General features: G+C 53.7%; 8 protein-coding genes. 1 reads left to right on the forward strand and 7 read right to left on the reverse strand.

Annotated features, from left to right (window positions below):
- Positions 1-94: 94 nt before the first annotated feature.
- A complete protein-coding gene (locus JET16_RS05490; RefSeq protein WP_199614732.1) occupies positions 95-4,936 on the forward strand; it encodes a WIAG-tail domain in 4,842 nt (1,613 codons plus the stop codon).
- Positions 4,937-5,022: 86 nt separating this feature from the next.
- Here JET16_RS05490 and JET16_RS05495 read toward each other — a convergent pair whose 3' ends face one another.
- The 7 genes from JET16_RS05495 to mutL form a co-directional block, all read right to left on the reverse strand.
- The gene (locus JET16_RS05495; protein ID WP_199614733.1) at positions 5,023-5,976 is read right to left on the reverse strand and encodes an AAA family ATPase; all 954 of its coding nucleotides are present in this window, start codon (positions 5,974-5,976) and stop codon (positions 5,023-5,025) included.
- Between the two features lie 135 nt (positions 5,977-6,111).
- Positions 6,112-6,714 carry a peptidylprolyl isomerase gene (locus JET16_RS05500; protein WP_199614734.1) on the reverse strand — a complete coding sequence of 201 codons (603 nt, stop codon included), beginning with the start codon at positions 6,712-6,714 and terminating at the stop codon, positions 6,112-6,114.
- Between the two features lie 156 nt (positions 6,715-6,870).
- Entirely contained in the window at positions 6,871-9,393 is a 2,523-nt protein-coding gene (locus tag JET16_RS05505) for a transglycosylase domain-containing protein (protein ID WP_233531157.1), read from the reverse strand.
- Positions 9,394-9,516: 123 nt separating this feature from the next.
- Entirely contained in the window at positions 9,517-9,756 is a 240-nt protein-coding gene (hfq, locus tag JET16_RS05510; protein WP_199614736.1) for an RNA chaperone Hfq, read from the reverse strand.
- Between the two features lie 34 nt (positions 9,757-9,790).
- Positions 9,791-10,732, reverse strand: a complete 942-nt coding sequence (gene miaA, locus JET16_RS05515; protein ID WP_233531083.1) for a tRNA (adenosine(37)-N6)-dimethylallyltransferase MiaA — start codon at positions 10,730-10,732, stop codon at positions 9,791-9,793.
- Entirely contained in the window at positions 10,729-11,517 is a 789-nt protein-coding gene (locus tag JET16_RS05520; protein WP_233531086.1) for a class I SAM-dependent methyltransferase, read from the reverse strand. Before JET16_RS05520 ends, miaA begins: the two co-directional genes overlap by 4 nt.
- On the reverse strand, positions 11,518-13,407 hold the full coding sequence (gene mutL / locus JET16_RS05525; protein ID WP_199614738.1) for a DNA mismatch repair endonuclease MutL: 1,890 nt from the start codon (positions 13,405-13,407) through the stop codon (positions 11,518-11,520). It abuts the gene before it with no gap.
- Positions 13,408-13,435 lie beyond the last annotated feature (28 nt).

The raw sequence follows: 13,435 nt of genomic DNA on the forward strand, positions 1-13,435 counted from the left end.
AAAATAAGTGCCTTCACCAACTTGTTTTCGGTTTCCGTCCACTGGGTAAATGCATATTGTACACTAGACTATTTCAGGAAGGAGTACAAATGGCATGAAGAGAAAGACGAGGAAACCTTTCCGAGTCAACTCCCGATTTAACGAAATGCAGTGGGCGCAATCGGATCCGGCTGTTCCCGCCCAAAATAACGATTCGCCTCCTGCCGAACAAGACGATGCCGTTCCGAATGGGAATCGCGAGTCGGCGTTCCATGATAAAGCCCTTACTCAATCTATTCAAAATGCAGCCAAACGGGTTAACGAGAAGAAGCAGTCCGACATCGACACTTCTTTCGAGGTTTTACGGCGTAAAGAGCTGCAGCCGGCTCCGATTATTTATACCGATGACATTGCCGACAAAGCGGTGACCAACGAGAAAATCGCCAGCCGCACCATCGATGAAACAAAAATTAAATATTACAGCATCGGTTCGCAAGAGTTGAAAGATTATGCTGTCACGGAAATCAAACTGGCCGACGAGAGTGTAACTTCCAGCAAGCTGGCTCCGCAATCGATCACCGACAACCATTTGTCGGATTATTCAGTTACCGGCGAAAAGCTAAAACCCCGGTCAATCAGCGGAGCTCATTTGGCGGATGGAACCATCACGTCCGAGAAGCTTGCGGATAAAACCATTGATGCGGACAAAATAGCCGACTCCTCCATCATGACAAAGCATCTGCATCCTCAATCCATCACAGGAGAATTGCTGCAAGACGAAACGATTTCATCGGAAAAATTGAAGAGCGGCACCATTCAAACGTGGCACTTGGCAAACCAATCGGTGAATTCCATCAAACTGGCCGATTATTCGGTAACAACCGAGAAACTCGTCAGCGGCGCAGTCACGGAAAGCAAGATTGCAGAAAAGAGCATTAAGCCGGAACACTTGAAACCCGGCGCGGTAACGCACGAACATATTCGCACTGATTCCGTAGCTGAAAATATGCTCCAAAAAAACTCCGTTACCGGCGAAAAAATTGCTCCGGAAAGCGTTCGTTCCGAGCATGTGGTCAAAGAATCGATCGTCCATGATCACATTGCGAACGGTGCGATATCGAACGCCAAACTCGCCGTCAATGCGGTCTTCACGGATAATATCGTGAACCAATCGATAACGGCCGACAAATTGTCGGATAAGAGCATAACATCGGATAAAATCCGTGACGGAAGCATCACACGGGGACATCTGGCAAACTCCATCGTCACAGCGGAGGTTATCGCACATGGAGCCGTTCATGGCGAGCATATTGCGGATGAATCCATCGACTCAAACCATATCAAAACCGAAACTATAACCTCCTCCATGCTGTTGGATGGCGCCGTAACAGAGTCCAAGATCGCTCCGGACTCCATCCGGAAGCATCATATCTCCGAGAAGGCGGTAGATACCGTTCAAATCGCCGACAAAGCCGTAATAGCGTCGAAAATATCGGCGGAGTCGATTTCGACGGAGCACTTGACGAATCAATCCGTTACCGAGTCCAAGATCGCCGACCGAAACGTCGTATCCAAAAAAATTGCGGAGCAGGCCGTTAAAGGAGAGCATATCTCCCCTTCCTCGGTTTCAACCGAACAAATTGCCGATCATTCGGTAACGACAACGAAATTGGCCGATCATTCGGTTGACGGAAGTAAAATCGCATACGATTCGATAACGGGCGAGCATATCGAAGCGGAGACAATTCGAGGCTACCACTTGGTACCGGGATCGATCAAGTCGATTCACTTGGATGCGGGAGTATTTAGTTTGGAAAAGATGGCTGAAGGATCGATATCGGGGGAAAAGCTTGAAAGGTTCTCCATCGGGTCCTCCCATCTTCAAACCAAAAGCGTAACGTCGGACAAAATTGCCGACGGCTCCGTCCATTCCGCCCATATCGCAAACCATGCCGTTACAAGGGAACACATTGCTGCGCATAATGTGACATCCGAGCATCTGGCGCAAGGCAGCGTAACCGCAAAAGCCATTGAGGACGGAGCCGTAAACTCCGGCAAAATTGCCGATAGTTCCATCGGTTCCCGGCATATCGAACCTTCCTCCGTTCGAGATGTTCATTTGGCTGCCGATACAATCAACGAAACTCATATAAAACCCGGGTCTGTCAAAAGCCGCCACTTGGATGAACACTCCGTTCATTCCGTTCACCTGACCACAGAAAGCGTGCTTGGAAAGCATCTTGCATACGATGCGGTACAAAGCGTTCACATCCGGCAGCAGGCGGTGCATTCCACTCATCTGGCGGATGGAGCGGTAACCAATAAACATCTTGCCGATAATTCCGTTCAATCGCACAACATTTTATCAGGCTCTATAGAAGCGTCTCACATCGCCGAAGGCGCCGTCCAATCCCGGCACATTGAAGATCAATCGATCGGCGTAGTCCATCTTAAGCCGGGAATCATTTTGCCGCACCACATCGCGGAAGGAACTTTGGATATAAGAAACCGGAGCATACAAGGCGAGAAACTCGCCTTAGGCAGCATAGGCGAAGAGCATATCCAACCCGGCGCAATTACCTCGCTCGGCATTAGGGAGGCTTCCGTTACAAGAATTCACCTTGCGAACGGCGCCGTCTCCGAAGAGAAGATCGCATCCCATTCCATTACCTCCGATCATCTTACCGACGGCTGCGTAAGGGAGAACAAGCTGGAGGACGGCGCCGTCAACGGAAGAAAGATCGCATCGGGCTCCGTGACTTCAGGCCATATTGCGGACGCCTCAATCCAATCCAGGCACATTGAGGACCATGCAATAAGCGAAATCCATCTTAAGCCGGGGATCATATTGCCTCACCATATCGCGGAAGGGACATTAAATATACGTGATCGCAGCTTGGACGGAACGAAGCTTGCGTTAGGAAGCATATCCGAAGAACTCATCCAAAACGGCTCAGTGAGCAAAGAGAAGATCGCTCCGGGTTCCATTGTGCGGCAGCATATAAGCGATGGAGCGGTAGGAACGGCTCACCTGCAGAACGAGTCGGTGACGACGGATAAAATTGCCGCAGGCAGCATCACTTCCGAGTTGTTGTCCTCCGCTTCCGTCACATTCGGCAATATTGCGGACGCCGCAGTCCAATCCCGGCACATTGCGGGCGAAGCGGTTGACGCGGTTCATCTGAAGCCCGGAATCATTTTGCCGCATCATATCGCGAAAGGTACTTTGGATATCGAAGACCGGAGTCTGGACGGAACGAAGCTGAAGCTGGGCAGCATATCCAAGGAACACCTCCAGCCGGGAGCCGTAACCAAAGACAAGATCGCTCCGGGCTCCGTCCAGTCGCACCAGCTTGGCGAAGGTGCGGTCGGAACGACGCAATTGCAGGACGAATCGGTGACGACCGAGAAGATTGCGCCCGGCAGCATCACTTCCGAATTGTTGTCGCCAGCTTCCGTCACGTTCGACCATATTGCGGACGATAGCATTACGCGGCAGAAGTTGGCCGACGGCGCCGTATCGAATAGACATCTCGCTTCGGAAGCGGTCGGATCCGGCAATATAGGATCAAGCGCAATTGAAGAGAGGCATATAGCAGACACCGCGATAAAATCCCGGCACATCGATAACGAAACGATTGCAGCGGCTCACCTGAAGCCGGGAATCATTTTGCCGCACCACATCGCCGAAGGAACTTTGGATATAAAAGAACGGAGCATAGACGGATCAAAGCTTACGCTCGGAAGCGTCTCGAGGGAGCACCTGCAATCGGGCTCCGTGAACAAAGACAAGATCGCTCCGGGCTCCGTATTGCCGGTTCACCTTAAAGACGGAGCGGTCGGAACGGTTCACTTGCAGAAAGAATCGGTCACGACGGAAAAAATCGCGGCCCGCAGCATCACTTCGGAATTGTTGTCGCCTTCAGCCGTCACAATCGACCATATTGCGGACGGAAGCATAACGGATCAAAAGCTGGCAGAAGGTGCAGTGACGAACAAGCATTTGACAGCAAACTCCGTAGGTCCGAACCATATTGTATCCAACGCTATAGAAGGCCGCCATATTACGGAAGCCGCAATCCAATCCCGGCACATTGATGAGCATGCCATCCGGGAAATCCATCTCAAACCCGGAGTTATTTTGCCGCACCATATCGCGAAAGGCACTCTGGATATTAAGGATGGCAGCATCGATGGAACGAAGCTGGCCGCCGGCAGCATAACCGAAGAGCATATCCACCCCGGCTCCGTAATATCGGATCATATTGCGGACGGAAGCGTCACGGGACAAAAGCTGGCTAACGAAGCTGTAACAAACAAACATCTGGCTGCAAATTCCGTTGAAGCCAACAACATCTTGTCCGGCGCGATTCATAGGTACCACATCGCTCCCGGCGCGATTCAGTCCCGCCACATTGAAGATCTGGCGATCGGCGAAAATCACCTTAAACCAGGAAGCATACGGCCCGACCATCTCGCAGAAGGTTTCGTTATAGGAGACCGGGGTGTGGAAGGAGCGGCGCTTACACCCGGCAGCATATCGGGAGAGCACCTCCAAGCAGGCGCCGTCGCTTCGGATCATATCGCAGACGGCAGCGTAACGGATCGGAAATTAGCGGACGGCTCAGTCGCTGCTCAGCATATTCAAGACGGATCCATCGGACCGGAAAAACTATCCTCATCCGTCATACAGTCGCTGAACGTTTCTGCCGGACCAGGTATGCAGTTCGGTTCCGTACCGTTCTTGTTCGGCTCTCTCGATGCGACAGTGGAAGTAGAGGTCGTCTTTCCGAATAGCTTCGCTCATCCGAATTATACGATCGTCGGGATAACCAATCATAATGCATGTTATGCCGCGATCAAGTCGCAGACGGAGCATTCCGCAATCTTTACGCTAACCAGATTGATAGTCGGCCCGCAGCCGCAAGGCTCGCTATCTTGGATCGCGATCGGCTGATCTGCTAATACGAAAGGGCTATCCCTCAGTCACCTCCGATGACTATTCGGATAGCCCTTCACTTTGTCGCATGCTATTGTGTACAATTACTTCCTCAGGTCTTCCGGCCGCAGCGACATAAGCTCCTGCTTTGACGGTACGGTCGGATATTGATGCAGCAATCGGACCGATTGGTTGCGGATCGCTTTATCCAGCAAGTTTCGTATGAAGCGGGCATTGCTGAACGAACGCCAAAACACATTTTTCTCTTCCAACAACATTTGCTTGATCCGCTGCATCGTACTCGGCATCAGCACGTAATCCCTTTCTTTGGCCATCATTTCGCCGATCATGAGCAATTCGTCCACCGAATAATCCCCGAAATCGATTTGAATCGGAAACCGTGACGGCAAACCCGGGTTCAACTCCATAAATTGCTCCATCTCATCGGAATATCCGGCCAAGATGAGCACGAAGTCTTCCCGGTGATCCTCCATCGCTTTGACGAGCGCGTCAATCGCTTCTTTGCCGAAATCCTTTTCCCCGCCTCGAGCCAGACTGTACGCTTCATCGATAAACAAAATGCCGCCCATCGCCCTTTTTACCAATTCTCTCGTCTTTAAAGCCGTATGGCCGATATACTCTCCCACGAGATCAGCCCGTTCCACCTCGATGAAGTGTCCCTTGCTCAACACGCCCATCCTGTGAAACAGTTTCGCGATGAGCCGGGCGACAGTCGTCTTTCCTGTGCCCGGATTACCCTTGAATATCATGTGAAACACATGCGGCTTCGTTTGCAGCCCGGCATCCCTCCGATATTGGGACACTTGCAGCAAAGCATAAATTTCATATACGAGATCTTTCACATTGTCCAAGCCGATCATGTTATCGAGTTCTTTAAAAATATCGCCGAAAGGACTCTGTAACAATAACGTCTTCGGATGAACCGCAGTAGACGGTTGCGGCGCTTGCGGCGCCGGCTCCTGGTTGCGCAGCACGACTTGAATTTGGCGGGAACGCTCGGTTTTGTTCACTTCTTTCAAGGTAACGCGGTTCGTCATGGGCTCACCTCAATTTCGTAAGGTGATACAGTATACGCAAGAGCCCAGGAAACTGTGATAGGTGTGGGCGATTGTCTAGCCGATTTCGAAAATTTTTCGAAATGTGACAGGCCCCGCGCGGTCCATTATCGGAGATTAGCTTTCTTTCACGGTAACTTTCTCAATCGTTACGGTTTCCAGAGGAGTATCGCCGCTAACCGGCGTGCTGCCGATGGCGAGCACCGTATCCATGCCGTCCTTCACCCGGCCGAAGATCGTATAGTTCGGAAGCCGATTTAAGTTGCCGCTCATTTCACCCGTGCAGATGAAAAATTGGCTGCCGTTCGTATCCGGGCCGCTGTTGGCCATCGCGACGATGCCCGGTTCATATTGATACGGACTGTCCAATTCGTCTTCGAACGTATAGCCCGGACCGCCCCTGCCCGTACCTGTCGGATCGCCGGTCTGAATGATGTAATCCGGAACGATGCGATGAAACACGATCCCTTCGAAATACCGCTGTTTCGCAAGAAAGATGAAGTTGTTTACAGTAATCGGCGCTTCTTTGGCAAACAGTTCGACCGTGAAGTCGCCTTTGCTCGTTTCGATAGTCGCTACATACGTCTTGGCGGTGTCGACGGCCATTTCCGGAGGCTGGCTAAAGCCCGTCCGGCGCTCGACTTCTTTCTCCCCGCAAGCGGCCGTAATCGCGACAATGACGATGAGCAAAACGCAGGTCCGAATCAGTTGGATTTTCATATGCAGTATCCCCTTCTCCATATTTGTCCAACTTATTGTAATGCGAAGGTGAAAGCAGTTTCAACTGTTGTGTCTGCGCAACGGGATTTACTGCCGTAAGAGCGACATGACCACGAAAAAAAAGACGCCGGGATAAGATCCCGAACGCCATGTACATTATAACCCGTCTGGGACGACAATAATATCATCCCCGGAATTGTTTCCGTTAGTCGCAGAATCGGTACCGCCTTCCGAACCAGGTTGGCCGTTTCCGTTACCGTTGCCGCCGTTACCTTCGTTATCGCCGTCGCCGCCGTTTCCGTTGCCATTGCCGTTGTTGCCTCCGGAACCGTCGGTGCCGCCGCCCGCATCAGGCGGCTGCTCACCATCACCGGTCCCGTCATCACCGCCGGTGCCGCCGCCGCCCGATTCACCGTCGGGACCGTCGCCGTCCCCGGTGCCGCCGCCCTCATCCGCAGGCGGCTCTTCTCCGGGCAGCAGGTCGTCGACGATCGGCAGATCGAAGCCTTCGTCCGTCCCTTCGTCCTCCGCCGGAACAACGACTTCCACAATGTTCGAACGGTCGCTCTCGGCATCCGACTCCGGAGAATACACGGTAACATAGTATTGATACGTCTTTCCGGCTTCCAATGTGATGTCGACCACTTCCGTTGCGGGGGTTGAAAGCACCAACTCAAAAGCCTGCTGAGACGTTTCCTTGCGGTACAGCCGATACTCCACATTCGCGGTCTTGGAAGCCGGCCAGGAAAGAATCGTTTCCCTCCGCTCCGCATCGTGGAACGCTTGCAGATCGGTTACTGCAGACGGCGCTCTCACCGGTTCTGATACTCCCTCAGGACGCTTAAATGACGTTTCCTTCCGCCCGTTCAGCGCTTCGCGCATTACCGCCGCGAACATTTCGGCGGCCTTGCCGCTTCCCGTCTTCAAATAGTGCGATTTGTTCGTGTCGTCGAATCCCATCCAGACGGCGGCCGCGTAATCCGGCGTATATCCGACGAACCAGATGTCTCGGTTTCCTTTGGAATCGCTCAATCCGGGAATACCGAGCTGCGTAGTTCCCGTCTTCCCCGCCAGCGGGCGTCCGATGTTCGCCTTAACGCCGGTTCCGCCTTTTTGCACGACGGATTGGAGAAGCAGAGTCGTATAATATGCCGTCCTCTTGTTCATGACTTCTTTACTGCTCGTTTTATAAGTGTAAATCGGCGCTCCCTCGGAGTCGGTAATTTTCGTGATGACGTGGGTTTCCGCAAGCTTCCCGTCGTTGGCGAACGCCCCGTAAGCGCGCGCCATTTCGAGCGGGGACACGCCTCGGGTCATACCCCCGAGCGCTATGGCGAGGTTCCGGTCCTCCGGCGCAAAATCTATCTCCAACTTCTTGGCGAAATTGATGCCGGTCTTGACGCCGATTTCGTTCAGCAGCCAAACCGTAGGCACGTTGATCGATCTCCTCGCCGCCTCCATCATCGTAACCTGTCCCGCATATTTGCCGCTTAGATTTCTCGGCTTATAGTTTCCGAATTGCATCGGCTCATCCTTCAACATCGAGTACGGATGATATTTCCCCGTTTCGATCGCCGGTGCATAAGCGACTATCGGCTTAAACGACGATCCCGGCTGCCGATCGGAGAGAGCCCGGTTGGTCCCTTTCGCCACATAATCGCGGCCGCCGTTCATTGCCGCAATTCCGCCCGTTTTCGGATCGACGATGACCATTGCGCCCTGCACTTTCTGTTCCGGACCGTCTTCCGGGAACAGCTCCGCATTCGCGAACGCTTTGTCGACCGCGCGCTGCGCTTGGCTGTCGACCGTCGTGTAAATATGAAACCCGCCGATCCGAAGCTCGTCCTCGGACAGCCCGCTGACCGCTTTCGCCTGCGCCAAAATATAATCCAATATGGCGGACTCCGAACTGTCGGTCTTGCCGGAAGGCTTGCTCAATGTGTCGTTGATGGCCGCGCGCCGTTCCTCTTCCGAGATATATCCTTGATCCTTCATTAGCTGCAGCACGATGGCCGCGCGTTCCAGCGCTTTCTCCGGATTTTTCGAGGGCGAATACGTTTCCGGCGCTTTAGGCATGCCTGCAAGCACCGCCATCTCAAGAAGGGACAATTTACTCAAGTCCGACTTGCCGAAATAATACTTCGCCGCCGCTTTCACCCCGTAAGTGCCTCTTCCGAAGTAGATGCGATTGAGATACATCTCCAATATTTCTTCTTTGCTGAAATTGTTGTCGAGCGCGAGCGCGATCGACACCTCGGTAGCTTTGCGGAAAAATGTCTTATCCGCGGTCAAAAACATATTTTTGGCGACCTGCTGCGTGATCGTGCTGCCGCCCTCGACCAAATCACGATGCAAAATATCTTTATAAATTGCGCGCCCGATCGCCCACAGATCGACGCCGGCATGCTCGTCAAACCGTTGATCCTCCGTAGCGATAACCGCTTCCTGCAGCTTTTTCGGAATTTCGTCGAGCGTCGCCAATTCCCGGTTCTCCATAAACAATTTCGACATTTCTTTCTCGTTCTTGTCGTACACGATCGTAGCTTCCGCCATGTCCAACTTTTCCAAATTTTCCATCAATAGATTCTGGCCGTTGATATAAATGATTGCATAACCTGCGATAAACAAGAACAGCCCCAACGTGACAATCGTCATGAACCCGAACAGCCACTTACGCATCTTCACGTTCGACCACCCCTCTCCAATTTGCACCCATCTCTCTATGAAATAAAAGAACAACCCGAACGGGTTGTTCCGGTGCATCTATTAAGACGTTGTTCCAAACCAAAAAGTTTCAAAAAATCAGCCCTCGGCGTTCGTTTCGTAAGCGAGCGATACGTTGCGCTGCGGTTGAAACGTCGAGATCGCATGCTTATAAACCATCTGCTGACGGCCTTCGCTGTCGATCACGATCGTAAAATTGTCAAAGGCCCTGATAACGCCGCGAATTTGGAACCCGTTCGTCAGGTATACGGTGACCGGAATGTTCTCCTTGCGCAATGTATTCAAAAACGTGTCCTGAATATTAATGGTCTTGTTCATTATGAGCCCCCTATGCCTACTGGCGAGTAGAATACTACGGCAACTGATACGTTGCGAATATTATATCATTAATAGCGGCACTGTGTGTACCAAATTTTGCATCGTCGGTGACATCGATCCAATGAATTTGAGGCATCGTCCGAAACCAAGACAGCTGCCGCTTCGCGAATCTTCTTGTGTTCCGCTTCAGAATTGCCACCGCCTCGTCAAGCGAACATTCGCCCTCCACATATGCGGCAATCTCTTTGTAACCGATCGCTTGCATAGAGACCAAGTCCCGACCGTAACCTTGTCCGAGCAGTGAACGGACTTCTTCAACAAGTCCTTCCCCGATCATCGCATCCACCCTTTGCTCGATCCGTTGATACAGCTTTTCCCTGTCCATCGTGAGCCCGATCATACAAAGATCGTAGGGTGACGTCTTCTCCCGCTTGGCGGCTTGTTCGGCGAGCGGTTCGCCGGTCGCGTCGATAATTTCAAGCGCGCGGACAAGTCTCTTACGGTCGTTCGGGTGAATCCGTGAAGCCGCTGCCGGGTCGCGCAAGGCAAGAACGGCGTGCAGAGCATGCGTACCGTGTTCATCCGCATAAGCGTTCCATCTGCGCCTCGCCTCTTCATCCCCTGCCGCGTCAGCGAACCGATAGTCGTATAAAACCGACTCGACGTAAAGTCCGGTACCGCCGACAAGCATCGGAAAGCGGCCCCTCGCATTAATTTCCGGGATCAGTTTTCTGCACCGGTCCTGGAAATCGGACACAGCGTACGGTTCGTCCGAATCGACAATATCGATCATATGGTGCGCAACCGCCTCGCGTTCTTCGGGAGCCGCTTTCGCCGTGCCGATATCCATTCCCCGGTACACCTGTGCGGAATCGCCCGATATGATTTCACACGGAAACGTCCTCGCAACGGATAAGCTGTATTTGGTTTTTCCGACGGCCGTCGGGCCGACGATCGCTATGAGACGTTGAGTCAAATTCGTATCACTCCGTATGCGATCTTCGATTGATTGCGCGTATCCGGTTCAAAGCCGAGACGTTCGAATTCGCCGGACTCGCGAAGCTCCTTTAAGACGACGCATTTGCGCGCGATGCGCACCGCTTCCCGCACAGACGTATGCGACACCGTCCGCTCGTCGGCGAGAAAGCGGAGCGGCGATATTCCGGATGAGGCGCGGACCGGCTCGCGAAACATCGGATCGAAATAGACAATATCGACGCTTCGGTCGGGCAGTGCGGACATATATGCCGCATGATCCGCATGAACGGACCGTATGCGCCTCATCGCATCATTAAGCGCCGGCAAGTCCGCATCATAGGTTTGCAGCCCGCGGGATACGACATAATAAAGCGGGAAGCGGCTCTCGAGCGCCGTAACCGCAGAATGGCCTTGGCCGGCATACGAGAATACGATGGAGTCCGACGCAAGGCCGGCGGTGCAGTCCAGCACCTCATCCCCCGGCTCGAATCCGCACGCTTCCAGCATGGCGTCTCTTTGGCCGTCCATCAACCGTTTGATGCGGACGACGCTCAATCCGGGATGAAAGAAGAACGGCTGGAATCCCGCTCCTCCGGCATGCCAATGAATGCCGTCCGAACCGACTACTACAAGATGTTCGGGGAGGTAACGGCTCTGAAGCTTAGGCAATGACATCCCGCGTCTCTCTACCCACTGCGCGCCGAGATCCCGGGCAACCTCCCGGGACCGGCGTTCCAATTGTTCAGACGGCCGGTACGGCGTTGTAACGACAATGGCAGCCAACTACATCACTCGCTTGAACATTTTCTCCAAATCCCTTGTTGAAAACTTGACGACGATCGGCCTTCCGTGCGGACAAGTGAACGGATTGCTGCAAACCGAAAGCCGGTCCAGCAGCGCTTCCATGGCAGCCGTCGTCTGCGGTTGGTTCGCTTTGATCGACGCTTTGCATGAACACATGATGGCCGAAGCTTCTCGGATCTTCGCCACATCGGGACTTTTCTCCGACAGCACCCATTGAGCCATCTCTTCGATCAGCGCCGTCTCTTCTCCTTGAGGAAACCAATCCGGGTGTGCCCGCACCTTAAATGTATTCCCACCGAACGGCTCCAAATAAACGCCGACCGATTCGAGCAGAGGCAGCCGCGCGCGAATCGATTGCGCATCCGAAGAAGTGAATTCCAATACTTGGGACACCATCGTCAGCTGGCTGGCGCCCGCTCCCTTGCCGAATTTGTCAAAGAACCATTCATAATTAATCCGCTCATGGGCGGCGTGTTGATCGACCAGAAACAAACCTTCTTCGTTCTGCGCGACGATGTAAGTTCCGAGCAGCTGGCCGATCGGAAACAGCTTCGGAAACCGGGGTGCCGGAGGGGTATCATCCGAAGCGGCAGCGGCAGCCGGCGCCGACGATTCCGGCACCGTTCGCGGGGCTAAAGACTCAAGCAGACGAGACGTCTCCGAAGCGGTTAATTTACGCTCCCGCTCCGGTCCGCCATAGGAAGGCGCGGGAGCCGAATAGCCGCTGCCGCTCCCGGTACCCGCCGGCTTGTTCCACTTGCGCGAGTCGGTTGGAAGCCGGGAAGATGCGGATGATCCGTACAGCGGCAATTGCTCTTGAACGGCTTGCGGCATCGCCGCCTTGCGTTCGCGCTGCGCCGCCATTCCGCTCGGTATGAGCGTTTCTTTCCCGAGCGCTCCTCTAACCGCGGCCGTTATCGACTGCGCCAGTTCGGCCTCTTTGCTGAACCGGACCTCGAGCTTCGCGGGATGAACGTTCACATCGACCAGCTCGGGCTCCATCTTGATTCGCAGCACGGCGACCGGGAAACGGTGAACCGGAAGCAGCGTATGGTACGCCGCGATGACCGCTTGCGCAACCCCGTAGTTTCTGACTATGCGCCCGTTCACGACAACCGTAATGCCGGATCGGTTCGATCGGGTTACGTCGGGCGTTGCGATGTAACCGTCAATGCCGTAATCCGGCGTATCCATTCGCACCGGCACCATCCGTTTGGCCGTAGCGGTGCCGTACACGGACGCAATGGAATTGAGCAAGTCGCCTCCGCCGGCGGTGTCCAACAATTGGGAGCCGTTATGGTGAAGCCGGAATGCGACATCCGGCCGCGACAACGCGAGCCGGTACATAAAATCGGTGATATGCCCGAGTTCCGTTTGCACCGTTTTCATATATTTCAACCTGGCTGGCGTATTGAAAAACAAATCCTTCACCCGAAAATCGGTGCCTTTAGGCGCGGCCGTTTCCTCGAACGCTTGCTCCGCTCCGCCTTCGATGACAATGCGATGCGCCAGCCCGCCTTCTCCGGCGGAAGATACGCATTCAACGCGGGAGACCGCTGCGATACTGGGCAGCGCTTCGCCCCGAAACCCGAGACTTCGTATGGCGAACAAATCTTTGCCCGTGCGAATTTTGCTTGTCGCGTGGCGCTGAAACGCCGTCCTCAAATCGTCCGCATCCATGCCGGATCCGTTATCGACAACGCGGATCAGCTTCATGCCTCCGTCTTCCACGGTTACGTCGACGGTCCCGCCTCCGGCGTCTATAGCGTTCTCCACCAATTCTTTCACTACCGAAGACGGGCGCTCCACCACTTCTCCGGCAGCGATTTGATTGGCGAGTTGTTCGTCAAGCACCCGAATGTTTCCCATATCGCTTCGTCTCCAATACGATATTGTC

Origin of the sequence: Paenibacillus alkalitolerans, assembly GCF_016482785.1 — a bacterium.
Taxonomy (GTDB): domain Bacteria; phylum Bacillota; class Bacilli; order Paenibacillales; family YIM-B00363; genus Paenibacillus_AE; species Paenibacillus_AE alkalitolerans.

Coding starts and splice junctions, on each gene's coding strand:
- JET16_RS05490 (WP_199614732.1), top strand. CDS start 95: ATGAAGAGAAAGACGAGGAAACCTTTCCGAGTCAACTCCCGATTTAAC.
- JET16_RS05495 (WP_199614733.1), bottom strand. CDS start 5,976: ATGACGAACCGCGTTACCTTGAAAGAAGTGAACAAAACCGAGCGTTCC.
- JET16_RS05500 (WP_199614734.1), bottom strand. CDS start 6,714: ATGAAAATCCAACTGATTCGGACCTGCGTTTTGCTCATCGTCATTGTC.
- JET16_RS05505 (WP_233531157.1), bottom strand. CDS start 9,393: ATGCGTAAGTGGCTGTTCGGGTTCATGACGATTGTCACGTTGGGGCTG.
- hfq (WP_199614736.1), bottom strand. CDS start 9,756: ATGAACAAGACCATTAATATTCAGGACACGTTTTTGAATACATTGCGC.
- mutL (WP_199614738.1), bottom strand. CDS start 13,407: ATGGGAAACATTCGGGTGCTTGACGAACAACTCGCCAATCAAATCGCT.